Origin of the sequence: Anaeromyxobacter diazotrophicus (assembly GCF_013340205.1) — a bacterium.
Classification (GTDB): Bacteria; Myxococcota; Myxococcia; order Myxococcales; family Anaeromyxobacteraceae; genus Anaeromyxobacter_A; species Anaeromyxobacter_A diazotrophicus.
Genome location: NZ_BJTG01000001.1, coordinates 609,143 through 632,185, shown reverse-complemented (window position 1 = coordinate 632,185; position 23,043 = coordinate 609,143). Strand labels below are relative to the sequence as shown.

The 23,043-nt window shown below is 74.9% G+C and carries 20 protein-coding genes; 12 read left to right on the top strand and 8 right to left on the bottom strand.

Translation table 11 applies throughout. From position 1 onward, the window contains the following. Nucleotides 1-41 precede the first annotated feature (41 nt). Genes HWY08_RS02800 through HWY08_RS02775 form a run of 6 tightly spaced genes read left to right on the top strand, consistent with a single transcriptional unit; the run spans nt 42 to nt 8,898 of the window. Nucleotides 42-1,184 carry an efflux RND transporter periplasmic adaptor subunit gene (locus tag HWY08_RS02800; protein ID WP_176062661.1) on the top strand — a complete coding sequence of 381 codons (1,143 nt, stop codon included), beginning with the start codon at nt 42-44 and terminating at the stop codon, nt 1,182-1,184. A 24-nt stretch (nt 1,185-1,208) separates the two neighbouring features. Continuing rightward, nucleotides 1,209-4,409, top strand: coding sequence for an efflux RND transporter permease subunit (locus HWY08_RS02795; RefSeq protein ID WP_176062658.1), 3,201 nt, complete (start codon nt 1,209-1,211; stop codon nt 4,407-4,409). After that, entirely contained in the window at nt 4,406-5,752 is a 1,347-nt protein-coding gene (locus HWY08_RS02790) for a TolC family protein (protein ID WP_176062656.1), read from the top strand. Before HWY08_RS02795 ends, HWY08_RS02790 begins: the two co-directional genes overlap by 4 nt. Next, nucleotides 5,749-6,417 (top strand): phosphatase PAP2-related protein, encoded by a 669-nt coding sequence (locus HWY08_RS02785; protein WP_235969417.1) that lies wholly within the window; start codon nt 5,749-5,751, stop codon nt 6,415-6,417. The genes HWY08_RS02790 and HWY08_RS02785 overlap by 4 nt, the downstream gene beginning before the upstream one ends. 34 nt (nt 6,418-6,451) lie before the next feature. Then, nucleotides 6,452-7,213, top strand: coding sequence for a glycosyltransferase (locus tag HWY08_RS02780; RefSeq protein ID WP_176062655.1), 762 nt, complete (start codon nt 6,452-6,454; stop codon nt 7,211-7,213). After that, the gene (locus HWY08_RS02775) at nt 7,210-8,898 is read left to right on the top strand and encodes a DUF6311 domain-containing protein (RefSeq protein ID WP_176062652.1); all 1,689 of its coding nucleotides are present in this window, start codon (nt 7,210-7,212) and stop codon (nt 8,896-8,898) included. Before HWY08_RS02780 ends, HWY08_RS02775 begins: the two co-directional genes overlap by 4 nt. On the opposite strand, the gene HWY08_RS02770 is transcribed toward HWY08_RS02775, so the two are convergent. Beyond that, nucleotides 8,899-10,809 (bottom strand): TRAP transporter large permease, encoded by a 1,911-nt coding sequence (locus HWY08_RS02770; protein WP_235969416.1) that lies wholly within the window; start codon nt 10,807-10,809, stop codon nt 8,899-8,901. 59 nt (nt 10,810-10,868) lie between these two features. Here HWY08_RS02770 and HWY08_RS02765 point away from each other — a divergent pair, with 59 nt between their 5' ends. Next, nucleotides 10,869-11,777, top strand: coding sequence for a TRAP transporter TatT component family protein (locus tag HWY08_RS02765; RefSeq protein WP_176062650.1), 909 nt, complete (start codon nt 10,869-10,871; stop codon nt 11,775-11,777). A 45-nt stretch (nt 11,778-11,822) separates the two neighbouring features. Further along, on the top strand, nt 11,823-12,809 hold the full coding sequence (locus tag HWY08_RS02760) for a TRAP transporter substrate-binding protein (RefSeq protein WP_176062649.1): 987 nt from the start codon (nt 11,823-11,825) through the stop codon (nt 12,807-12,809). Here the strand turns inward: HWY08_RS02760 and HWY08_RS02755 are convergent. Continuing rightward, nucleotides 12,788-13,207, bottom strand: a complete 420-nt coding sequence (locus HWY08_RS02755) for a response regulator (RefSeq protein WP_235969415.1) — start codon at nt 13,205-13,207, stop codon at nt 12,788-12,790. The genes HWY08_RS02760 and HWY08_RS02755 overlap by 22 nt on opposite strands. A 212-nt stretch (nt 13,208-13,419) precedes the next feature. On the opposite strand from HWY08_RS02755, the gene HWY08_RS02750 reads away from it, so the two are divergent. Genes HWY08_RS02750 through HWY08_RS02740 form a run of 3 tightly spaced genes read left to right on the top strand, consistent with a single transcriptional unit; the run spans nt 13,420 to nt 15,418 of the window. Beyond that, nucleotides 13,420-14,361 (top strand): DUF429 domain-containing protein, encoded by a 942-nt coding sequence (locus HWY08_RS02750; protein WP_176062647.1) that lies wholly within the window; start codon nt 13,420-13,422, stop codon nt 14,359-14,361. Beyond that, nucleotides 14,346-15,002 carry a uracil-DNA glycosylase family protein gene (locus HWY08_RS02745; RefSeq protein WP_235969414.1) on the top strand — a complete coding sequence of 219 codons (657 nt, stop codon included), beginning with the start codon at nt 14,346-14,348 and terminating at the stop codon, nt 15,000-15,002. The genes HWY08_RS02750 and HWY08_RS02745 overlap by 16 nt, the downstream gene beginning before the upstream one ends. Further along, nucleotides 14,999-15,418 carry a septal ring lytic transglycosylase RlpA family protein gene (locus HWY08_RS02740; protein WP_176062645.1) on the top strand — a complete coding sequence of 140 codons (420 nt, stop codon included), beginning with the start codon at nt 14,999-15,001 and terminating at the stop codon, nt 15,416-15,418. Before HWY08_RS02745 ends, HWY08_RS02740 begins: the two co-directional genes overlap by 4 nt. A 6-nt stretch (nt 15,419-15,424) precedes the next feature. Here the strand turns inward: HWY08_RS02740 and rpe are convergent, their stop codons facing one another. The 3 genes from rpe to fmt all read right to left on the bottom strand — a co-directional run bounded on the left by rpe (nt 15,425) and on the right by fmt (nt 18,446). Beyond that, a complete protein-coding gene (gene rpe / locus HWY08_RS02735; RefSeq protein WP_176062643.1) occupies nt 15,425-16,096 on the bottom strand; it encodes a ribulose-phosphate 3-epimerase in 672 nt (223 codons plus the stop codon). A 92-nt stretch (nt 16,097-16,188) separates the two neighbouring features. Continuing rightward, nucleotides 16,189-17,517, bottom strand: coding sequence for a transcription antitermination factor NusB (locus HWY08_RS02730; RefSeq protein WP_176062641.1), 1,329 nt, complete (start codon nt 17,515-17,517; stop codon nt 16,189-16,191). Next, a complete protein-coding gene (gene fmt / locus HWY08_RS02725; RefSeq protein WP_176062639.1) occupies nt 17,514-18,446 on the bottom strand; it encodes a methionyl-tRNA formyltransferase in 933 nt (310 codons plus the stop codon). Before fmt ends, HWY08_RS02730 begins: the two co-directional genes overlap by 4 nt. 29 nt (nt 18,447-18,475) lie before the next feature. Between fmt and HWY08_RS02720 the strand changes: the two genes are divergently transcribed. Next, the gene (locus tag HWY08_RS02720) at nt 18,476-19,102 is read left to right on the top strand and encodes a hypothetical protein (RefSeq protein WP_176062637.1); all 627 of its coding nucleotides are present in this window, start codon (nt 18,476-18,478) and stop codon (nt 19,100-19,102) included. 38 nt (nt 19,103-19,140) lie between these two features. Here the strand turns inward: HWY08_RS02720 and HWY08_RS02715 are convergent, their stop codons facing one another. The 3 genes from HWY08_RS02715 to HWY08_RS02705 all read right to left on the bottom strand — a co-directional run bounded on the left by HWY08_RS02715 (nt 19,141) and on the right by HWY08_RS02705 (nt 22,834). Further along, nucleotides 19,141-20,538: an LETM1 domain-containing protein gene (locus HWY08_RS02715; protein ID WP_176062635.1), complete on the bottom strand. Its 1,398-nt coding sequence runs from the start codon at nt 20,536-20,538 to the stop codon at nt 19,141-19,143. Nucleotides 20,539-20,621: 83 nt separating this feature from the next. Then, nucleotides 20,622-21,704 carry a recombinase RecA gene (gene recA / locus HWY08_RS02710; RefSeq protein WP_176062633.1) on the bottom strand — a complete coding sequence of 361 codons (1,083 nt, stop codon included), beginning with the start codon at nt 21,702-21,704 and terminating at the stop codon, nt 20,622-20,624. Nucleotides 21,705-21,847: 143 nt separating this feature from the next. Beyond that, on the bottom strand, nt 21,848-22,834 hold the full coding sequence (locus HWY08_RS02705; protein WP_176062632.1) for a class I SAM-dependent methyltransferase: 987 nt from the start codon (nt 22,832-22,834) through the stop codon (nt 21,848-21,850). Between the last annotated feature and the right edge of the window lie 209 nt (nt 22,835-23,043).

The following is a 23,043-nucleotide window of genomic DNA, read 5'->3' as shown; positions in this document are numbered from 1 at the left end:
GCGGTTGCCTTTTAGTTGCCGTGCGAATATTCCTGGCGGCCGTGCCGACGATCCGCCCCCCGCGCGGCCTCCGCGCCGCGGCCTGCCTCCTGCTGTGCCTCGCCGCCGCCTGCCAGCGGGGCCCGAAGGGCCCGCGCGTCCGGCCCGTCCCGGTGGTCGCCGCCGCCGCCGTCGCCGTGCGCGACGTGCCGGTGGAGGTGCGCGCCGCCGTCGACCTGCGGCCGCTCTTCGCCGCCGACGTGGGATCGAAGGTGGTGGGCTACCTCGACGCGGTGCTGGTCGACCGCGGCGACCGCGTCCGGCGCGGCCAGCTCCTCGCGCTGGTGCGCCCGTCCGACCTGCCCGACCAGCTCTCGGCGGCGCGCCACCAGCTCGCCCAGGCGCAGGCCTCGGCCGCGCTGGCGCGCGCCAACCAGGAGCGCGCGGTCCGGCTCGCGCCGGCCGGCGTCGTCTCGCAGCAGGAGCTGCAGCAGAACGAGGCCGCGCTCGCCACCTCCGAGGCGGCCCTGCAGACCGCCCAGGCCAACGTGGCGGCGCTCGCGACCCGCCTCGGCGAGACGCGCATCGAGTCGCCCCTCGAGGGCGCCGTCTCGGCGCGGCGCCTCGACCCCGGCGCGCTGGTCGGGCCCACCGCCGGCACCGGCTCCATCCTCACCGTCGAGCGCGACGACGTCCTGCGCGCGTTCGTCCCCGTCAACGAGGCGGACGCCGGCCAGGTGCGCGTCGGCCAGGACGCGCGGCTCGCGCTCGACGCGTTCCCCGGCCGCGAGTGGACGGGCAAGGTGGTGCGGCTCGCCCCCGGGCTCGACCCGCTCACCCGCACGCTCGACGCCGAGGTCCAGATCAAGAACGCCGCCGGCGAGCTGCGGAGCGGGATGTACGGCCGCTGCGCCATCGTCACCGCCGTCCACCCGGCGGCGGTGGTGGTGCCGGCGGTGGCGGTCCAGATCTCCGACGAGCGGCAGTACGTGTACGTGCTGCAGGGCGAGAAGGTGAAGCGGACCGAGGTGAAGACCGGCGTGGACGGCGGCACCTGGCTCGAGGTGGTGTCCGGCCTCGCCAGCGGTGACGTCGTCGTCATCGCCGGGATCGACGGGCTCGCCGACGGCGCCGCCGTCCAGGCGCAGCGCGACGTCGATCCGTACACCGGGCAGAAGACGGCCTCGGCCGCCGACGCCCGCTAGCCCCCGCGCGACAGGAGACAGGCGATGTGGCTCACGCGGATGGCGCTCCGGAATCCGGTCTTCATCCTCATGCTGTCGCTCATGACCCTGGCGCTGGGGTGGATCTCGCTCCAGCACCTCGCGGTCGACCTCTTCCCCAACATCGACATCCCGGTGGTGCGGGTGGCGACGTTCTACACGGGCGCCGCGCCGGAGGACGTCGAGAAGTCCATCACCGTCCCCATCGAGCGGGCGGTCTCGGCCTCCCCGGGCGTGGACCGGGTGGAGAGCACCTCCAAGCAGGGGTTCTCCGCGGTGTCGGTGTGGTTCCAGTACGGGACGAACCTCGACAACGCCCAGTTCGACGTGTCGCAGCGCATCTCGCAGATCCTGAACACGCTGCCGCCCGGCATCCAGCAGCCGTTCGTGCTCAAGTTCGACGTCACCAACATCCCGGTGCTGGCGGTGGCGATGACTGCCGACGGGCTCGACGAGAAGCAGCTCTACGACCTCGCCTACAACGTGGTCGAGCCGCAGCTGGAGCGGCTCCCGGGCGTGGCGAGCGCCACCGTCGCCGGCGGCAAGACGCGCGAGATCGAGGTCATGGTGCACCGCGACGCGCTCCGGGCGCGCGGGCTCGGCATCCTCGACGTCGTGAACGCGGTGCGGAGCTCGAACCTGCTGCTCCCCTCGGGCGACCTCAAGGCCGGGGTGCGCGACTACAACGTCTTCTCCAACACCCAGTTCGGCGAGGCGAAGCCGCTGCGCGACGTGGTGGTGCAGGCGCCGCCGGCGCGCACCGGCGCCTCGAGCGCCGCCCCGGTGCGGGTGCGCGACGTGGCCCGGGTGGTGGACGGCGCGGCCGACCAGTCGGAGATCGTCCGCGTCAACGGCTCGCGCGGCGTCTTCTTCCGCGTGCTGAAGCAGCCGGGGGCGAACACGGTGGCGGTGGTGGACGCCGTGAAGGCGGCCATGCCCAGGCTGCGCGACGTCCCGCCCAACGTGAAGCTCGCCATCTCCTTCGACCAGTCGCAGTACATCCGCGCCGCCATCGGCGCGCTGCAGCACGAGGCGCTGCAGGGTGGCGCCCTGGCGGTCCTCGTCATCCTCGTCTTTTTGGTGAGCTTCTCCGCCACCGGCATCATCGCGGTCGCCATCCCGCTCTCGATCGTGGCGACCTTCGTGCTGCTCTACTTCAGCGGCCAGACGCTCAACGTCTTCACCCTGGGCGGCCTCGCGCTCGGGGTGGGGCGGCTCGTCGACGACTCGATCGTCGAGCTGGAGAACATCCACCGCCACCTGGCGCTCGGGCAGGACCGCCGCACCGCCGTCCTCAACGCCGCGCAGGAGGTGGCCGGGCCCATCTTCGTCTCCACCATCACCACCATCGTCGTCTTCTTCCCGGTGGTGTTCCTGGGCGGCGTGGCGAAGAACCTGTTCCTGCCGCTCGCGCTCACCATCGCCTTCGCGCTCATCATGAGCTTCTTCGTGTCGCGCACGGTGACGCCGCTGCTCTGCCTCAAGTACCTGCGCGCCGAGCACCCGGGCCGGGGGCGCGGGTACGCCGCCTGGATCACCGCCCGCTTCGACGCGCTCGACGAGGCCTACGCCCGCGCCCTGCGCTGGGTGCTCCGGCGGCGCGGCCTCGTCATCGGCGGCATCGCGCTCACCTTCGTGGGCTCGCTCTTCCTCGGCCGCTTCATCGGGACCGAGTTCTTCCCGCAGAGCGACGAGAGCCAGTTCCAGGTCATCTACAAGACGCCCATCGGCACCCGCGTCGAGCTCACCGAGCAGGTGACGAAGCGCATCGAGGCGACGGTGCTGCGGGAGCTCGGCGCCTACAAGAGCGCGAGCGGCGGTCCGGTCACCACCACGCTCCTCTCCGACACCGGCCTGCCGCTCGGCCGCAGCGCCCTCTTCTCCGCCAACACCGGCCCGCACTCGGGCAACCTGTCGGTGAACCTGGTGCCGCACGCGCAGCGCGCCCTCACCGACGACGAGGCCACCGACGTGGTGCGCAAGGTGCTCCGCAAGGAGGTGCCGGGCACGCAGGTCTACTACTTCACCGGCGGCATCGTGAAGCGCATCCTCAACTTCGGCACCTCGGCCCCCATCGACGTCGAGATCTCCGGCTACGACCTCGAGGCGGGCAGCGCCTACGCCAAGCGGCTCAAGGAGCGGCTCCAGGCGGAGCTCGGCCGCGACGGCCGGGCGCTCCTCGCCGACCTGCAGATCTCGCGCGAGGAGAACTACCCCGAGCTCGACGTGGAGGTGGACCGCGAGAAGGCGGGCATGCTCGGCGTGACCGAGCAGCAGGTGGCCCAGTCGGTGCTGACGAGCCTGGTCGGCTCGAACCAGTTCAGCCCCATCCCCTTCACCGACGCCAAGACCGGCAACCAGTACTACATCAACGTCCGGCTGGACGACGCCTACCGCTCCAAGGTCTCCGACCTGGGCGACGTCTACCTGCGCGCGCCGAGCGGCAAGGTAGTGGCGCTCGCCAACCTGGCCAAGGTGAAGCGCTCCTCCGGCCCGGTCACCATCGACCGCAAGTACCTGCAGCGCATCGTGGACGTCACCGCCAACCTGCCGCCGGGCGTCGACCTGGGCTCGGCCAGCGCGGCGGTGGAGCGCGCGATCCACGACGTGCCGCCGCCCGACGGCTTCACCGCGCGCCTGGGCGGCCAGACCGCCGCCCAGCGGGAGGCGTTCAGCGGGCTCATCTTCGCCGCGCTGCTGGCGGTGGCGCTCGTCTACATGATCCTGGCGAGTCAGTTCCGGTCGCTGGTCGACCCGCTCGTCATCATGTTCTCGGTGCCCATGGGGATCACCGGCGTCATCGTGATGCTGCTCCTCACCGGCACCTCGCTCAGCGTGAACAGCTTCATGGGCGTCATCATGATGGTCGGCATCGTGGTGTCGAACGGCGTCCTGCTGGTGGACTTCGCCCGCGTGCTCCAGTCCCGCGGCCAGCCGCTCCTGGAGGCCACCGTCCAGGCCGGCAAGACGCGGCTCCGGCCCATCCTCATGACCACCATCGCCACCATCGTGGGCCTCGTCCCCATGGCGCTCGGCATCGGCGAGGGGAGCGAGACGAACCTGCCGCTCGCCCGCGCCGTCATCGGGGGGCTCACCGTGTCGACGTTCTTCACCCTGTTCCTCATCCCGGCCCTGTACACGCTGCTCGAGCGCTTCTCGAAGCCGCAGCACGAGGAGCCGGAGCCGGCGGCCGAGGTGACGCCGTGATCGCCGCGGCGCTGATCCTGGCGGGGAGCGTCGCGGCGTCGGACCCCACTCCGACCTCGACCTCGACCTCGGCCGCGACCTCGACCGCGACCTCGACCGCGGCGCCGACCTCGACCGCGACCGAAACCGCGACCTCGACCGCCTACCCGGCGGAGCCGGTCACCTTCGACGACGCGGTCCGGCGGGCGGGGGCGCGGTCGCCGCAGGCGCTCATCGCCGCGCAGGAGCTCCGGCGCGCCGGCGCGCTCCTCACCCAGACGCGCGCCGCGGCGCTGCCGTTCCTGGGCGCCAACGCCAGCTACACCCGGCTCGACGCCGCGCGCCGCACGGCGGGATCGACCGCGCCGCTCGTGGCGCGGGACTCCCTCAACGCGAACCTCTCCCTGCAGCTCCCGCTCCTCGCGCCCTCGCGCTGGAGCGTGTGGGCGCACGCGGCCGAGCAGGTCGAGGTGGCGCGGGCGAGCGAGGCGGACGTCCGCCGGCAGGTCGTGCTCGCCACCGCGCGCGCCTACCTCTCGGCGCTGGCGCAGAAGCGGGTGGTCGAGGTGAGCCGGTCGGCGCGCGACATCGCCCGGGCGCGCTTCGACTTCGCGCGCGCCCGGCGGGTGGGCGGCATCGGCAACGCGGTGGACGAGCTCCGCGCCGAGCAGCAGCTCGCCGCGAGCGAGGTGCAGCTCGCGAACGGCGAGGTGGGAGTGGTGCGGGCCCAGGAGGCGCTGGGCGTGCTCACCGGCTCGCCAGGGCCGCTCGACGCGGCCCAGGAGCCGGACTTCCACGCCGACCCGGCGCAGGCGCGCGACGCCGAGGCGCGGCGGCTCGACGCCCGGGCGGCCGAGGCGCGCCGCGCGGCCGCCGAGCACGTACGGCGTGACAGCTGGCTCGACTGGCTGCCGACGCTCACCGCGACCGCGCAGCCCTTCTACAACGACCCCGCCACCGTGACCGCCCCGCGCACCGGCTGGCAGGTGCAGTTCCTGCTCTCCCTGCCGCTCTTCGAGGGCGGGCTGCGGGTGGGCCAGCTCCGCGAGCGCGAGGCGCTCGAGCGCGAGGCTCAGGTCTCGCTCGAGGGTACGCTGCTGCAGGTGAGGTCGGACGTGCGGGTGGCCCTGGCCGAGGTGGCTCGCCAGGAGGCGGCGCTCGAGAGCGCCCGGCGCGCCGCCGACCGCGCCCGCTCGGTGCTCCAGCTCACCACCGAGGCGTACCGCGCCGGGGCCAGCAACGATCTCGACGTGACGACCGCGCAGCAGCAGTCTCGCGACGCCGATCTGCAGGCCGTCATCGCCGAGGACGCCGTCCGGCAGGCGCGCCTCGATCTGCTGGCGGGGTCCGGGCAGTTCCCGTGAGCGGGCCGGCCCGGCGCCTGCGCGCGCTCGCCCTGCCCATCCTGCTCGCGCTCGCCTTCCGCGGCGCCTGCTACGCGCTCATGACCGCCGCGGCCGTCTGGGCCGAGCGGCGGCCGGCGCCGGGCGCGCTCCCCGACCTCGTCCTCGGCGCGCTGCCCTACCTGGGCTGGGTGGCCCGGGCGAACTACCTGCTGTGGCTCGCGCTCTACCTGCCCCTCGCGCTGGCGCTCCTCGCCACCGACCCCGACCGGTGGGTGCGTTACATGGTGACCGGGGGCCTCGTCTCCCTGGCGCGGGGCGTCACCCTCGCGCTCACCGGGCTCGGCCCGCCCGATCCGGCGCACGCCGGCCCGGGCCTGGCGGACCGCGGCGCGTGGCAGGCCTGGCTGGAGCTCGTCTCGCCCTGGGGCGTGTTCGCCCACGGGAGCGCGCAGGCCTACCTCACGAAGGACCTCTTCTTCTCGGGCCACACCGCCACCACGTTCCTCCTCCTGCTCTACGCCTGGCGCGACCGCCGGCTGCGCTGGCTGGCGCTCGCGGCGCACGTGCTGGTGGTGGCGAGCGTGCTCCTCGCCCGCATCCACTACGCCATCGACGTGGCCGGCGCGTGGGCGTTCACGTTCGCGCTCTACGCCGCGCGCGAGTGGCGCCCGCGGCGCGCTTGACGGTATCGCCCCTGCCGTGTGAACTGACCGCCCCGTGCCCGCCCCCACCGTCACGCTCGTCATCCCCGCCTACCGCGAGGGTGCCCGGCTCCCGCCGCTGCTCACGGCGCTGGTGGCGGAGGCGCCGGCCGCGCCCTCGCCCGCGGTCGAGCTCCTGGTGGTGGACGACGGGAGCGGTCCGGCCGAGCGCGCGCGCGAGGAGGAGGCGGTGCGCGCGGCCCAGGAGGCGCTGGCGCGGTCCGGCGCGCCGCACCGGGCTCGCTTCGTGGCCGCGCCCGCCAACCGCGGCAAGGGGGCGGCCATCCGGCTCGGCTGGGCGAGCGCGGACCCGGGCGCGCAGTGGCTCGGCTTCCTCGACGCCGACGGGGCGGTGAGCGCGCGCGAGGCGTGGCGCCTGGTGCGGCTCCTGCCGGCCCTGGCCGAGGTGGACGTGCTCGCCGGCACGCGCATCCTCATGGCCGGGCGGTCGATCCGGCGCAGCGCGCTCCGCCACCTCCAGGGGCGGGTGTTCGCGACGATGGTCGAGCACGCCTTCCGCCTCGGCTTCTACGACACGCAGTGCGGGCTGAAGCTCATCCGCGCCGCGGCGCTGCGGCCGCTCCTGCCGCGCCTGGCGGAGGATCGCTGGCTGCTCGACGTCGAGGTGCTGGTGCTGCTGGCGCGCGGCGGCGCGCGCCTCCGCGAGGAGCCCATCGACTGGGCCGACCCGGGCGGCTCCAAGCTGGTGCCCGGCCTCGACGCGCTGCGGATGGCGGCGGGGCTGCGGCGCCTGCGGCGGCGGCTCGACGGGGCATGACGCGCCTCCGCGCCGCGCTCGGCCGGCGGGCCCCCGAGCTCCTCGCCGCGGCCTTCGGCCTCGCCTGGTTCGCCGCGGCCGGCGGCTGGCGAGCGCTCTCCCCCACCGCCTTCGACTGGGTGGGCGGCGACCTCGGTCAGCACGTCATGGGGTGGCTCTTCTTCCGCGGCTCGCGCTGGGGCCTGCCGCTCGGCCGGATCGACGGGTTCGTCTGGCCGGCGGGCACGACGGTCGGCTTCACCGACTCGAACCCGCTCCTCGCCCTCGCCGGGAAGCTCGCCTCGCCGCTGCTCCCGCGCGACTTCCAGTACGTCGGGCCGTGGCTGGGCGCCTGCTTCGCGCTGCAGGGGTACTTCGGCGCGCGCCTGGCCGCGCTCGCCTCCGGGCGCGCGGCCCACCGCTTCCTCGCGGGCGCCCTCTTCGCGCTCTCGCCGCCGCTCCTGCAGCGCGTCGGCCACGACACCCTCTGCGCCCACTTCGCGCTCCTGGCGCTGCTCGGGCTCCACCTCGCGCCCGCGGAGGACGAGGCGGCGGCGCGGCGCGCCCTCCGGGCGGCGCTGGCGGTGACGCTCGCGCTCTCCTTCGTGCACCCCTACCTGGCGCTGATGGCGATCGCGCTCGGCCTGGCGCTGGTGGTCCGCCTCGGCCGGGTCGAGCGCGTCCTGCCCGGGCCCGCCGCGCGGCGGGCGGCCGCGGCGCTCGTGCTCGGCCCGGCCGCCGCCTTCGCGCTCCTCGGCTACTTCACGAGCGCCCCCTCGCACGGCTCCGGGTTCGGCCTCTTCTCGACCGACCTGGCCGCCTTCGCGAGCTCGTTCGGCGCCTCCGCGCTGCTCCCCGCCCTGCCGGCGCACGACGGGCAGTGGGAAGGGAACGCCTATCTCGGCGCCGGCGGGCTCGCGCTCCTCGCCGCGGGGCTCGCGCTGGCGGCGGCGCGCTGGCGCCCCTCGCGGCGCAGGCTGGCCGCGCTCGCCCCGCTCGCCGTGGCCTGCGCGGCGCTCTTCGTCTACGCGCTCTCCAGCCGGATCCGGTTCGCCGGCCACGAGGTGCTGGACCTGCGGCGGGCGTACCGCCCCATCGTCGGGGCGCTCGGGCCCTTCCGCAGCTCCGGGCGCTTCGCGTGGCCCCTCTACTACCTCGCGCTGTCCGCCGCGGTGATGCTCCCGCTGGCGGTGCTGCGCGGTCGGCCGCGGCTCGCGACCGCGCTCCTCGCGGTGGCGCTCGCCCTCCAGCTGGCGGACCTCGCGCCGCGCGCCGCGGGCAGCCTGTTCCGCTCGCGCGGCTGGCGCCCGGCCGACCCGCGCTGGGAGCTCGCCCGCGGCGCCTACCGGCACCTGGCCCTCGTCCCGGCCCAGGTGATCGGCGTCGGCGGCGCCTGTCGGGGGCTCGTCTACGGGGACGACGACCGCTGGGCGCCGCTCGCCTACGAGGCCTACGCGCTGGGGCTCACGGTGAACAGCGGCTACGTCGCCCGCGGCGCCAGCGAGCGCATCGAGCCGCCCTGCGCCGCGCTGGTCCGCGAGGTCCTGGCCGGGGTCCTGCGCGAGGACACGGTCTACGTCCCGCACCCGGACTACCGGCCCGCGCTGGAGCGCGCCGGCGCCCGCTGCGGGCGGCTCGACGGCTACGAGGTGTGCGTGGCGCGCCCGGCGGGCGCCTTCGCCGCGGCGCTGGCCGCGGCCCGGTGACTAGGGCCCGGGGGCAGGCGGCGCCGCCGGCGCCGTCGCGGCGGCGCCCTCGCGCGCCCGCGTCACCGCCCCCACCACGCCGGTGGTGATGGCGGGCAGGTAGGTGATGAGCAGGACGCCCACCGCCATGATGACCAGGAACGGCAGGGCGCGCCGGTAGAGGTACGGCAGGGGCTTCCCGAAGCGCGAGGCGGCCAGGAAGAGGTTCAGGCCCATGGGCGGGAAGAGGAAGCCCAGCTCAAGGTTCGCCAGGAAGACCACGCCGAGGTGGATGGGCTCGATGCCGTAGGCGACGCCGAGCGGGGCCACGAGCGGCGCCAGCACGATGATGGCGGAGTAGATCTCGAGCACGCTCCCCAGCACCAGGAGCGCCACGTTGAGCGCCAGCAGGAACAGCGCCGGGCTGTGGACGTGGGTGGTCATCCAGTCGACGAGCCGGGTCGGCACCTCGGCGTCCACGAGCCAGTTGGTGAGCCCGAGCGCCACCCCGAGCAGGATCACCACCGCCCCCACCAGCGTGGCGGCGTGCCCGAGGACGCGCGGCAGGTCGCGGGCGGAGAGATCCCGGAAGACCGCCATCTCGACCAGCATGGCGTAGGCGACGCCGAGCGCAGAGGCCTCGACGATGGTGGCGTAGCCGCTGGCGATGGCGACGATGACGAGGGTGGGGAGGCCGAGGTCCCACTTCGCCTCCCAGAGCGCGCGCGCCGCCTCGCGGGGGCGGACCGCCTGGCGCGGCGCGCCGGCGCGCACGCCGACGTAGATGCCGTAGGCCGCCACGAGCAGGATCATGAGCAGCCCGGGCACCAGGCCGCCGATGAAGAGGTGGTCGATGGGGACCTGCGCCACCACGCCGTAGAGGATCACCGGCAGCGAAGGCGGGAAGAGCAGCCCCAGCGAGCCGGAGGCGGTGACCAGGCCGACCGAGAAGCCCTCCGGGTACCGCTCCTCCAGCAGGGTGGGCAGCACCAGGCCGCCCAGGGCGAGGATGGTGACGCCCGAGGCGCCGGTGAAGGTGGTGAAGATGGCGCAGACGAAGGCGGCCATCACCGCCACGCCGCCCGGCATCCAGCCGAAGACGCCCTTGTAGGCGCGCACCAGCCGCCGCGCCGCGCCGCCCTCGGCGAGCACGTACCCGGCCACCGTGAGGAGCGGGATGGCGGGGAGGGTGGCGCTGGTGACGAGCCCGAAGGTGTTGGTGGGCACCGCCGCGATGGGGGTGCCGTCGCGCCAGAAGAGCGCCATCGCGACGCCGGCCATCACGACGAACACCGGCGTGCCGAGCAGGAACCCGACCGCCAGCACCGCCAGGAGGGCCTGCACCAGCGCCGGGTGCGGCGCCGCCGCGCCGAGCGCAAACGCGGCCGCCGCCGCCAGGAGCGCGAGGCCGCGGTCGGCCCAGCGCCGGGGCCCCGCGGCGCCGCTCCAGGCGAAGCGGAGCGCCATCAGCCCGGAGGCCACCGGCATGATGAGCTCGCTCCACCAGAACGGGATCCCGAGCGGAAGCGTCCGGTCGGAGGCGCGCTCGGCCCACACGAGCTCCCACGCGGCGTAGGCGAGCAGGCCGCACACCGCGGTCGAGATCATCCGCTGGAGGAGGCCGGCGGCGCGCCGCGGCCAGCCGGCCGGGATCGCCTCGGCGGTGGAGAGCGCGAGGTGCTTCCCGGCGCCGGTGGCGAGCAGCGCGCCCAGGAACCCGACCCACAGCGTGAGGTGCTGGACGAGGATCGCCGAGCCGGGCAGGCCGCGCCCGAGGAAGCGCCGCCACAGCGTCTCGCCGGCCGGGATGGCCACCATGGCGAGCAGGAGCACCCCCACCGCGGCGCCCTCGAGGCGCGCCAGGCGGCCCTCGGCGGGCGGGGCCGGAGCGGGTTCGCCCGTCGCGGGCAGGTCGGGGAGGGAGGGGTTCACCGTTGACTTTCGCGGTCGCGCGTCTATCACTAAGCACGAACTTTTTCCACGGGACCGTGTTGAAGAAGAGCCTCCTCGTCACCTTCGCGACGTTCGCGTTCGCCGCCGCCGGGTGCGGCGCGGCGGCCTCCAAGGTCGTCGCCGACGCGCTCTCCAGCGGCTCCTCCCGGACGTACGCGGAGGACGACGACCCGGAGCTCGTCCGACAGGCCGTGCCGTTCGGCCTGAAGACGATGGAGGGCCTGCTGGAGCGCCACCCGGATCACGAGGGGCTGCTCACCGCCCTCGCCGGCGGCTTCACCCAGTACGCCTACGCCTTCGTACAGGCCGACGCGGACGAGGCCGAGGCGGCCGGCAAGGCGGCGGCCGCGCGCGCTTCGATCGACCGCGCGCGCCACCTCTTCCTCCGCGCGCGCGACTACGGGCTGCGCGGCCTCGAGCTGCGCCACCGCGGCATGGCCGCGAAGCTGGAGGGGGCGCGCGACCTGGACGGCGCGGTCGCCGCGTTGAACAGGGACGACGTCCCGCTCGTCTACTGGACGGCGGCGAGCTGGGCGCTCGCCATCGCCGACGGGAAGGAGGACATGGCGCTCGTGGCTCAGCTCCCCGCACCGGGCGCCCTGATGCGCCGCGCGCTCGCGCTCGACGAGTCCTTCGACGAGGGCGCGCTGCACGAGTTCTTCATCAGCTGGGAGCCGGCGCAGGGGGGTGGCGAGGCGGCCTTCCAGCGGGCCCGGGAGCACTTCGACCGGGCGCTGGTGCTCTCCCGCGGGCGCAAGCTCGGCGCGTACGTGGCCTACGCCGAGGCGGTCGCGGTGCCGCGCCAGGACCGCGCCGAGTTCAACCGCCTCCTGCAGCACGTCCTCTCGGCGGACGTCGAGGCGGACCGGCTCCACCGGCTCGCCAACGTCCTGGCGCAGCGCCGCGCGCGCCTCCTGCTCGCCCGCGCCGACGACCTCTTCTCGTGAAACGCTCGACGTAGGGCGGGGGCTCGTCCCCCGCCAGGAGAAACCATGCGTAAGCTCCTCCTCGCCGTGGCGCTCGCCGCGCTCGCCTCCACCGCCTCCGCCCAGGAGGTGGTGGTGAAGCTCGGCACGCTCGCCCCCAACGGCTCCACCTGGCACAACCTGCTCAAGGAGATGGGGGAGCGCTGGGCCCAGGCGTCCGGCGGGCGCGTGAAGCTGCGCATCTACGCCGGCGGGACCCAGGGCAGCGAGGGCGACATGGTGCGCAAGATGGCGGTGGGCCAGCTCCAGGCCGCCGCCATCACCAACGTCGGCATGCACGACATCGTGAAGGAGCCGCAGGCGCTCTCGGCGCCGGGGATGATCCAGAGCGAGGCCGAGTTCAACGCCGTCTTCCCCAAGGTCGCGCCGCAGCTCGACGCCATGCTCGATCAGCGCGGGTACGTGGCCCTGCACTGGTCCCAGATCGGCTTCATCCGGATCTTCTGCACCAAGCCGTACCGGACGCCGGCCGAGATGAGCGACGCCAAGATGTTCGCCTGGGACGGGGACCCCGCCAGCGTCGAGGCGTGGAAGGCGGCCGGCTTCCGCCCGGTGGTGCTGTCGTCCACCGACGTCGTGCCGTCGCTGCAGACCGGGATGATCAACTGCGTCGCCAACGTGCCGCTCTACTTCCTCACCGCGCGCCTGTTCGAGCGCGCGAGCCACATGGTGGACGTGCGCTGGGGCTACCTCATCGGCGCGACGCTGGTGAAGAAGGACGCCTGGAACAAGATCCCGGCCGACCTGCGCCCGAAGCTGCTCGCCATCGCCCAGGAGATCGGGGCGCGCGTCGACGCGGACGTGAAGAAGCTCAACGACGACGCCATCGTGGCCATGAAGAAGCAGGGGCTGGACGTGGTCCAGGTGGACCCGAAGCCCTGGCTCGCCGCCGCCGAGAAGGCGTGGCCGGTCGTGCGCGGCAAGGTCGTCCCGGCGCCGTTCTTCGACGAGGTGGTGAAGGCGCGCGACGCCTACCGCGCCAAGGCGCGCTGAGGGGGCGCGGCGCCGGCGCAGCGGTGGATGGCCTCGAGCAGCGCCGAGATCGCGAACGGCTTCGAGAACCAGCCCGCCACCGACATCCCGACGACCTTCTCGCGCAGCGGGTCGTCGGCCGAGAGGACGATGACCGGGATCTGCGACAGGGCCGGGTCCCTGCGTTGCGCCTCGCGGAACTCCCAGCCGTTCATCACCGGCATCATGAGGTCGAGCAGGATGAGCCGCGGCCGCTGCCCGGCGCGCAGGCCGGCGCGGAGCTGCTTCAGCGCGTCGAGGCCGTGCTCGGCCCACTGGACGCGATAGCCCTCGTCCTCGAGCAGCTCGCGGAGGGTATCGCGGATTGCCCGGTCGTCCTCGACGAGGAGCACTTCACCCGATGTCATTGCGACCGCCATGTGACACAACATGGGTCGTGCCGGGCGTGGCGTCATCCGGGCGGGCGCTCGCATACCCGACAGGGATGCATCGTCGGGGCGGGTCCCGGGTGCGCGGGGCACGCGCGACCCGCGGCGCGGCCCGGCGCGTCGTCTGACGTTGACTTCCCGCGAGGATCGCACCAAAACGCCTCCCTGATCCTCCACGGCGGTTCGAGGGAGCGCGGCGGGGCATGGCGAGCGAGAGCGACGGGACGGGCAGCGCGTCGGCGGTCTACGGGCGAGCCCCCGCGGCCAAGGTGACGCTGCCGCAGCGCGGCATCGTGCTCGGGCTCGCGTGGAGCGGGCTCGAGGGCGCGGGGAACCAGATCGTCGCCGCCAAGATCGAGTGCACGCGCGGCAAGCCGAAGCTGACGCAGGTGTGGCGGCCGTTCCAGGACGCGCCGGGCCGGCGCGACGTCCGCGAGCAGTTCGCGGGGTGGCTGGCCGAGGAGGCGCGCTGGGCCGAGGGGAAGCTCACCGTCGGCCTCGACTCTCCGTTCAGCCTGTCCGAGACCCACCTGCGCCAGCTCGGGCTCTTGCGGCAGGCGCTGCGCGGCCCCGCCACGCTCGGCCGCGGCCTGGAGGAGCGGTTCCTCCCCTCGGGCGCCGACTTCTCCGAGGCGGCCGAGAGCTTCAAGGGCCAGCTCGGGAAGGATCGGCTCAGGCTGGCCGACTGCTACCGGGCGGCGCTCTTCCCGCCCTCGCACCTGCGCCTCTACCGGCAGACCTTCTTCGGGCTGGTCACGCTGGCCCGGCTGGCCGAGGTCTCCTTCCTCCCCTGGGATCCGCCCAAGGCCGGGCGGCCGTCGCTGGTGGAGGTGCGGCCGGAGCACGTGTCGCGCGTGCTGAGCGGCACCTGCGCCTACCGCGACGACGCGCGCGACGGCGTCAACCGGTCGGGCGCGCGGGCGGCGCTCCTGCGGACCTTGCGGACCTCGGCCGGGCTCGAGTTCGAGATGGAGCTGGCGGCCAAGGTGGTGGAGGACGAGAAGGGCCTCGTCCTCGACGCGGTGCTCTCGGCCGCCGGCGCGGCCGCGGCGCAGGAGGACGGGTTCCAGGGCGTGCCCTCCAACGTCCCGCGCAGCGAGGGCTGGATCTACTCCGTCCGCGAGGAGCCGTGGCGGGACGTGTGAAGAGCGAGGCGCAGGTCGTCGCGGACCTCCGGCGCGTCCACGAGGACATCCGGGCGCTGCGACTCCCCGGGTTCTGCGGCCCACCGGTGCACGGGCCCGCCGTGGCGAGCCGCATCTTCCTCCTCGGTCAGGCGCCCGGGCCGCACGAGGCGCGCTTCGGGCGGCCGTTCGCGTGGACCGCCGGGAAGACGCTCTTCGCCTGGTTCGAGCGCGCTTTCGGCGCGACCGAGGAGGAGGCGCGGGCGCGGATCTACATCGCGGCGGTGGTGCGCTGCTTTCCCGGGAAGACCCGCTCCGGCGGGGACCGGGTGCCGTCCCCGGAGGAGATCCTGGCCTCGCGCCCCTTCATCGAGCGCGAGATCGCCGCCCTCCGCCCGGGGCTGGTGATCGCGGTGGGGCGGCTCGCCATCGCCGAGGTGCTGGGCGAGACCGGCCCCCTGGCGGAGGTGGTCGGCCGCACGATCCGTGCACAGTTCCACGGCCAGGAGCTCGACGTGATCTGCCTCCCGCACCCGAGCGGCGCCTCGACCTGGTTCAAGCTGGAGCCGGGCAAGACCCTGCTGGCGCGCGCGCTCCGGCAGCTGGCGCGCCACCCCGAGATCCGCCGCGCCTTTCCGCGGCGGAGGGCGGCGGGCGGATGACGCGGCCGGCGCGGCTCCTGGCGCTGGCGGCGGCGCTCGCCGCCGCGGCGTGCTCGCACGCGGGGCCGCGGCCGTCGGCGGAGGAGCCGCCGCCCTCGCCGAAGCCGGCGCGCCCCGAGGCACCGCGCGGCGAGACCGGCCTCGCCAGCTACTACGCGCGCGGGCTGCACGGCCGCCTCACCGCGAGCGGGGAGCGCTACGACCGCCACGCCCTGACCTGTGCCCACCGCCGCTATCCGTTCGGGACCCTGCTGCGGGTCACCGACCTCGAGAGCGGCCGCAGCGTGGTGGTGCGGGTGACCGACCGCGGTCCCTTCGCGGAGGGCCGGATCGTCGACCTGTCCTATGCGGCGGCGCGCGCTCTCGGGATGCTGGAGCGCGGCCTGGCGCGGGTCGCGATCGAGCTGGCGCGCTAGGCGCGGTCAGCGCGCGCGCGCCGCGCCCTCGCGCAGAGCGCGGATCGCGCCGGCGTAGTCCTTCGCCCCGAAGACCGCCGTCCCGGCCACGAAGGCGTTGGCGCCGGCCGCGGCCACCTCGCCGATGGTGTCGGCCTTGATGCCGCCGTCCACCTCGATCTCGAGCGCCAGGCCGCGCGCGTCCGCGAGCGCCCGCAGCTGCCGCACCTTGTCGGTGCAGGCCGCGATGTAGCGCTGGCCGCCGAAGCCCGGGTTCACCGTCATGAGCAGCACCATCTCGCAGTCGGAGAGCACCCACTCGACGGCCGAGAGCGGGGTGGACGGGTTGAGGGCCACCGCCGGGCGCGCGCCCGCGGCGCGGATGGCCTGCAGGGTCCGGTGCAGGTGCGGCGAGACCTCGGCGTGGACCGACACCAGGTCGGCGCCCGCCTTGGCGAACGCCTCCACGTACCGCTCCGGCTCCACGATCATGAGGTGCGCGTCGATGGGCAGCTTCGTCACGCGCCGGACCGCCTCCACCACCAGCGGCCCGATGGTGATGTTCGGCACGAACCGGCCGTCCATGACGTCGACGTGGATCCAGTCCGCGCCGGCGGCCTCCGCCGCGCGCACCTCCTCGGCCAGGCGGCCGAAGTCGGCGGAGAGGATGGAGGGCGCGATGCGGATGGGCAGCGGCATGGGTGGAGCTTAACCGGGAAGGGCGGTCGCGGTCGCGCTCGCGGTCGCGCTCGCGCTCGCGGTCGCGCTCGCGGTCGAGGTCGAGGTCGAGGTCACCCCGCCGTGAACCTCACCCCGTAGAACCCGTCGCACCCGTGCCGGTGCGGCAGGGTGAGGAGGTCGCCCGCCGCGTCCAGCACGGCGGACGGAAACCCCGGGGGCGGCGGCGCGCGCCGGAGCCCCTGCCCGGCGGCCCAGGCGGCGATCTCCGGCCCCTCGGCGCGGGAGAGCGCGCACACCGAGTAGGTCACGGGCGCGCCGGCGCGGGCGTAGCCGGCGCAGGCGGCGAGCAGCGCGCGCTGCGGGCCGGCCATGCGCGCCGGGTCGCCGGCGGCGCGGCGGAGCTTCAGCTCGGGGTGGCGGCGCAGCGTGCCGGTGCCGGTGCACGGCGCGTCCACCAGCACCGCGTCGAAGCTCCCGGCGGCGAGGCCGGGCACGGGCTTCGACGCGTCGGCGCAGACCACCCGCACCCGGCCGCCGAGGCCCCGCCGCTCCGCCTCCTTGCGCAGCTCCTCCGCCTTGCGCGGGTGGACCTCGAGGGCGACCACCTCGCCGCCGGGGCCGAGCAGCTCGGCGAGGTGGAAGGTCTTGCCGCCCGGCGCGGCGCAGGCGTCGAGCACCCGGGCGTCCCGCCCGCGGAGCTCGCCGGCGGCGAGCAGCGAGACGAGCTGCGCGGCCTCGTCCTGCACCTGGAACGGCGCGCCGGCGGCGGCGCGCGCGACCGCCGAGACCGACGCGCCCGTCACCACCAGCCCCTCCGGCGCGTGGAGGGCCGGCCGGACGTCGAGGCGCGCCGCCGCGAGCCGGGTCGCCAGGGCGGCCCGGTCCTGCGCGCGCAGGGTGAGGGGCGCCGGCTGGTTCATGGCGCGGGCGAGCAGGAGCGCCTCCTCCGGCCCGAGCCAGGCCACCCACTCCTCGGCCAGCCAGCGCGGCAGGGCCTCGGCGAGGGCGACGTGGCCGGCCGGGTCCTCGGCGAGCGCCGGCGCCGGGGCCGGGCGCGGGTCGCGCGCCAGCGCCCGCAGCACCGCGTTCACGAACCCCGCGGCGCGGCCGTGCTCGGCCGAGCGCGCCAGCGAGACCGCCTCGCTCACCGCCGCGTGCGGCGGCGTGCCGAGGTGGAGGAGCTGGTAGGCGCCGAGCCGGAGCGCCACGCGCGCCGCCGGATCGACCTCGGCGAGCGGGCGGGAGGCGTGGCGGGCCAGGGCGGCGTCGAGCGAGAGCGCGCGCCGGAGCGTGCCGTAGACGAGCTCGGTGGCGAGCCCCGCCTCGCGCGGGTCGAGCGCCCCGGCCTGCGCCAGCGCGGCGTCGAGGGCGCGCGAGGCGAAGGCGCCGCCCTCCTCGACCCGCCGGAGCACCTGGAACGCGAGCTCGCGCCCCGTCATCGGCCGAGCACCGTGCCGGCGGCGAGCGGCTGGCCCTTCACGAACTCGGCGGCGGCGGCGCGCCGCTTGCCTTCGAGCTGCACCTCCTCGAGGAGGAGCGCGCTGCCCTCGCCGCAGCCGACCGCGATCCCGCCGGCGGCGGCCCGCGCCTCGCCCGGGGCGAGCCCGGCGCCCTCGGGCAGGGGTCGGGCGGCGTGCACCTTGAGCAGCTTCCCGCCGAGCGAGGTGAACGCGCCCGGCCACGGCGTGAAGGCGCGCACGCGCTGCGCGAGGCGCGCGGCGGGCAGCGCGAAGTCGAGCCGGCCGTCCTCCTTCTCGAGGATGCGGGCGTGCGTGGCGCGCGCGCCGTCCTGGCGCACCGGCACGAGGCGCCCCTCGGCCAGGAGCGGCAGCGCCTCGACCAGCGCCGCCGCCCCGAGGGCGGAGAGCCGGTCGTGCAGCGCCGCGGAGGTCTCGCCGGGGGCGACCGTGAGCGCGCGCTGCAGGAGGATGTCCCCGGTGTCGAGCCCGACGTCCATCCGCATGACGGTGACGCCTGTCTCGCGGTCGCCCTCCGCCAGCGCCCACTGGATGGGGGCGGCGCCGCGCCAGCGCGGCAGGAGCGAGGCGTGTACGTTCACCGCGCCGAGCGGCGCCAGGGTGAGGAGGTCCTCCCCCAGGATGCGACCGTAGGCCACCACCACCAGCACGTCCGGCCGGAGCGCGGCGAGCTCGCGCGCGAGCCGCCCGTCGCGCACCTTCTCCGGCTGCAGCACGGGGATTCCGTGGGCGCGCGCCCACACCTTGGTGGCGGGCTCGCGCAGCTCCTGCCCACGGCCGGCCGGGCGATCCGGCTGGGCGACGACGCACACCACCTCGTGGCCGGCCCGCGCGACGCCGTCGAGCGGCGCCACGGCGAACTCCGGCGTGCCGAGGAACGCGATCTTCACGCTACAATCCACCTTCCTGGAGGGGTGACATGCCGACGCAGCGCCACCGCCGCACCTATCTCGTCGATCGGTCCTTCCAGCTCAAGTACATCCTGCTGCTCATGGGCTGGGGCCTCGCCCTGGCCGCACTGTTCGGCCTGTGGGCCTACCAGGCGCACGAGCAGGCGATCGAGCTGCTCGTGCGGGACGGCGCGCAGCGCGCGCTCGTCGATCACGCCAGCCACCAGCTGCTCTGGGTGCTCGGCGCCATCGCGCTGCTCTCGGCGGCGGCGCTCGGGCTCATCGGCTTCCTCATGACGTACCGGGTGGCCGGGCCGGTCTACGTCATGGGCAACTTCCTGTCGCTGCTCTCGCAGGGGCGCTACCCCTCGCGCCGGTCGCTGCGCAAGCACGACGAGCTGCAGCGCTTCCACGCTCAGTTCCTGGAGACCATCGAGGCGATGAAGGACCGCGAGCGGGTCCAGCTGGCGCGCCTCACCGACGCCATCGAGCGCATGCGCGCCGCCGCGGCGCGGGCGCCGGAGCTCCTGCCGGCGGTCGCCGCGCTGGAGGCCGAGCTGCGCGAGCGCACCTCGGCGGTCGAGGAGACCCTGGCGACGCCGCTCCCGCTGCCGCTCGCCGGCGCCGCGAAGAAGCCCACCCGCGCCGCGGGCTAGCGCCCTCCCGGCTCGCCCGCGGGCCCCGCCGCCCCGGCTCACCCGCCCGTCTTCTTGCGGGCCGGGGGGAGCGCCTTCTTCTTGTCCTTGCCCTCCCAGGCCGAGGGCAGGACGTTGAAGGGGAGGACCTTCGCCAGGAGCGGCAGGAGCAGCATGCCGCCCGGCGCCGCGAAGATGGCGAGCGCGGGGACCGCCTTGGCGAGGTCGATGAGCTGCGCCTTCACCTTGGTCTTCTCCTCGGCCGACAGCGGCTTTCCCGCCGCCGCCTTGGCGAGCAGCTGCCCGAGCTCCCCGGTCTGCTTGATCTCGGTGACGATCGCCTCGAGGTTGTCGGAGACGATGGCCGCGACCTTCTCCATCATCTGGTCGGCGGCGTCCTCCCACTCCTCGCTCAGCGTCTCCCACTCGGCCGGCTCGCCCGGCGCCGCCTCCAGCCAGCGCTGCTGCGCGGCGTAGAGCTCGGCCGCGTCGGCCTGCAGCGCCGCCACCTGCTCGGGCGGGATGCGCGCCTCCTCGGCGAAGGCGCTCACCGCCTCGGCGCGCGCCGCCGACGGCTCGGGCTGGGCCAGCTCGGACAGGAGCAGCTGCTGGAGCAGGAAGGCGCGCAGCCGCACCGGAGCGCCGCGGGCCAGCTCGCCCATGCCGCGCGAGGCGCGGAGCGCCGCGCGCGCGCCGCGCGCCAGCTCGCGCGGCAGGCCCAGCCGGTCGATCTGGGCGGCGGCCACGCGGCGCCGGCGGACGTCGAGCGGGGCGGGCGCCGCCGCCAGCGCCGCGAGCACCTCGGCCAGCCGCGCGATGTCGTCCTGGGCCTGGTCGAGCAGCTTCTGCGCCAGGCCCAGGTCGAGCGGACCGCGCGGGTAGTAGGCGATGGCCAGCCGGGCGAGGTGCCGCCGCTGCACGCACAGCACCCCGACGTGGAGCGGGAGGCCGTCCTTGGGATCGCCGGCCGGGTAGCCGTGCTGGGCCAGCACCGCGCCGGCGCGGGCGAACGCCTTGGTCACGGCCGCGGGTTTGCCGCCGCCGGGGCGCGCCGGGTCGGCGGCGCGGGCCAGGTCGGGCGCGCCGGCGAACGCGGCGAACAGCGTGGCGAGCTCGGCGCGGCGGCGCGCCGGCTCGAAGGGGACGCCGTGCACGAGCGCGATGTCGAGGAGCAGGCCGATGTGGCAGCTGATGGGGCCGAGGAAGGCGTCCTCCTCGCTCGCGCACGCCGCCTCGCCGGGCTCGCGCTCGGTCCGGCCCTGGCTGGGATCGAGCAGCTTCCGCCGCAGCGAGCGCACGAGCAGCATGCGGGCGCGGCCTTCGAGGCTGGGGCCGTCGGGATCGGAGCCGCGCAGCTCGGGCGGGAGCCGGAGCAGCGCGGCGGCCGGGTCGTAGCCGGCGAGGGCGGCGTCGACGAGGCCGGAGAGCCAGGTCTTGAGCGAGAGGTCGATGGGCACGGAAGGCCGGAGTGTACCGCAGGGGGCGGCGGCGGGGGACGAGCCCCCGCCCCGCCGAGCCGAAAATCCTCCGGCGAGAGTGCCTACCGGACCGCCTTCACCCTCGGCTGCTTCTTCTCTTCCGGCTCCGGCGCCGGCTCGGACGGCGCCGCGGCGGCGGGCGCGGTCTTGACGCCGAAGCGCTCGAGCAGCTTCGCCTCGATCTGCGCCAGGACCTCCGGGTGCTCGCGCAGGAAGCTCTTCGCCTGCTCGCGCCCCTGCCCGATCCGCTCGCCGCCGTAGCTGAACCAGGCGCCGCTCTTCTCGACGACGTTCTCGTTCGAGGCGAGGTCGAGCACGTCGCCTTCGCGGCTGATGCCCTGGCCGTACATGATGTCGAACTCGACCTCCTTGAAGGGAGGCGCGACCTTGTTCTTCACCACCTTGACGCGGGTGCGGTTGCCGATGACCTGCTCGCCGTCCTTGATGGCGCCGATGCGGCGGATGTCGAGCCGCTGCGAGGCGTAGAACTTGAGCGCGTTGCCGCCGGTGGTGGTCTCGGGGTTGCCGAACATCACGCCGATCTTCATGCGGATCTGGTTGATGAAGATGACGATGGTCTGCGACTTCGCGATGGTGCCGGTGAGCTTGCGCAGCGCCTGGCTCATGAGGCGCGCCTGCACGCCCATGTGCGCGTCGCCCATCTCGCCCTCGAGCTCGGCCTTGGGGACGAGGGCCGCCACCGAGTCGATCACGAGCACGTCGATGGCGCCGGACCGCACCAGGGTCTCGGTGATCTCGAGCGCCTGCTCGCCGGTGTCGGGCTGGGAGATGAGGAGGTCGTCGGTGCGGACGCCGAGCTTCCGCGCGTAGCCGACGTCGAGCGCGTGCTCGGCGTCGACGAAGGCGCAGATGCCGCCCGCCTTCTGCGCCTCGGCCACCGCGTGCAGGGCGAGGGTGGTCTTGCCGGAGGACTCCGGCCCGTAGATCTCGATGATGCGGCCGCGCGGGAAGCCGCCCACGCCGAGCGCGATGTCGAGCGACACCGAGCCGGAGGGCACCGCCTGGACGTCCTTCACCAGCGCCTCCCCGTTGCCGAGGCGCATGATCGAGCCCTTGCCGAAGGCCTTCTCGATGGACGAGACGGCCAGCTCGATCGCCTTCTCCTTCTCCGGTCCGACGGGCATCTCGGGTCTCCCTTTGCGGCGCGCGCGCGGCGGCCGTTCTCGACGTGTGCCCTCGATCTAGCAGCGGGGGCTGACAGGCGCGCCCGCCGACCTGAACGGACGCATCCTGAACGGACGAGCAGGGCAAGTCAAGGAAACGCGCGCTAGGTCACCCGCGCCGTCACCATGAGGACGAGGCCGCCCTCGGCCTCGCGCTCGCAGCGGAGGTCCTCGGGGGCGAACCCCGCGTCGAGGAAGAGCTGCAGGAACTCCTCGTCGGTGCGGTGGATGAGCACCCAGTCGGCCGCCCACTCCATGAACGTCCGGGTGGGGTTGCCCCGCGCGAAGTTGCCGACGAGCAGCTCACCGCCCGGCGCGCTGCCCGCTCGCAGGGCCCGGAGCAGGTTCACCGCGATGGCGCGCGGCAGGTAGTCGAAGAGGCCGAGCGAGACGGTGAGGCTGGCGCCGGCCAGGGCGGCGGGGACGGCCTTCGCGCGCGCCATCTGGATCGCGTTCGCCTGGACGAAGTTCACCAGGTCGGCGTAGGGCCCGAGCACGCGGCGGGCGTAGGCGAGCGCCTCGGGATCCTGGTCCACGACCGTCAGCTGGGCGTCGGCCACGCGGCCGGCGTCGAAGAGGTCGCGCTCGACGCGGCACGGGCCGCAGGCGAGGTCGATGACCTTCGCGCAGGAGCGGCGGCTCACGCGCGCGGCGAGCCAGCGCTTCACGTACTCCTTGCGGTTCACCACGGCCCGCACCGCCGGCGTGCCGTAGAGCACCTCGTCGAGCGCGCGCCCGACGCCGGAGCTCACCCGCGAGTCGGTGTAGTACATGTCGAGCAGCGCGTGATCGCCGGCGTACCCGCGCGGCTTCGTGAGCGCGCGCTCGATGTTGGGGCTCTTGCAGAAGAAGGCGGAGGTGAGGCGCCGGAAGGTGTGCTGGGTGTCGCGCAGGAGCTCCGGCGCGCTCGGCGCGAGGTGCGACTCGAGCTCGCCCGCGGAGAGCATCAGCGTCTGGAGGCCGTGGCCGAGCATCGCGGCCTGCGCGCGCGGGGGCGCGCCGGTCTCGTGCTCGAGGCCGTCCACGAGCGACTGGAAGGCGGCCACGTCCTGGTAGAACGCGCCGAGGTGGCTCGAGATCCCTGCGTCCATGGTGGTGGTCCTTTGTCCCCGCTGCGCGCCTGTCTGGCGCCGATGTAGGGGACATGCTCCCCTGAGCCGAGGTACACGTAAAGGTTTACCTCCACACACATCACGGATCGGCCCGTGAGCGCGGGCGCTTGCGGCCTGTCGTTGACCCGGGGGACCACTTGAGCGTCGTCAATGAGCGGATCCGCGCGCGGATTTGCGGACCCAGGCGC

Bases quoted from the DNA above. Each gene is read 5' to 3' on its own strand.
- HWY08_RS02795 (WP_176062658.1), top strand. From the start codon at position 1,209: ATGTGGCTCACGCGGATGGCGCTCCGGAATCCGGTCTTCATCCTCATG.
- rpe (WP_176062643.1), bottom strand. From the start codon at position 16,096: ATGCCGCTGCCCATCCGCATCGCGCCCTCCATCCTCTCCGCCGACTTC.
- HWY08_RS02720 (WP_176062637.1), top strand. From the start codon at position 18,476: ATGCCGACGCAGCGCCACCGCCGCACCTATCTCGTCGATCGGTCCTTC.
- HWY08_RS02755 (WP_235969415.1), bottom strand. From the start codon at position 13,207: ATGGCGGTCGCAATGACATCGGGTGAAGTGCTCCTCGTCGAGGACGAC.
- HWY08_RS02740 (WP_176062645.1), top strand. From the start codon at position 14,999: ATGACGCGGCCGGCGCGGCTCCTGGCGCTGGCGGCGGCGCTCGCCGCC.
- HWY08_RS02775 (WP_176062652.1), top strand. From the start codon at position 7,210: ATGACGCGCCTCCGCGCCGCGCTCGGCCGGCGGGCCCCCGAGCTCCTC.
- HWY08_RS02750 (WP_176062647.1), top strand. From the start codon at position 13,420: ATGGCGAGCGAGAGCGACGGGACGGGCAGCGCGTCGGCGGTCTACGGG.
- HWY08_RS02760 (WP_176062649.1), top strand. From the start codon at position 11,823: ATGCGTAAGCTCCTCCTCGCCGTGGCGCTCGCCGCGCTCGCCTCCACC.
- HWY08_RS02730 (WP_176062641.1), bottom strand. From the start codon at position 17,517: ATGACGGGGCGCGAGCTCGCGTTCCAGGTGCTCCGGCGGGTCGAGGAG.
- recA (WP_176062633.1), bottom strand. From the start codon at position 21,704: ATGCCCGTCGGACCGGAGAAGGAGAAGGCGATCGAGCTGGCCGTCTCG.
- HWY08_RS02705 (WP_176062632.1), bottom strand. From the start codon at position 22,834: ATGGACGCAGGGATCTCGAGCCACCTCGGCGCGTTCTACCAGGACGTG.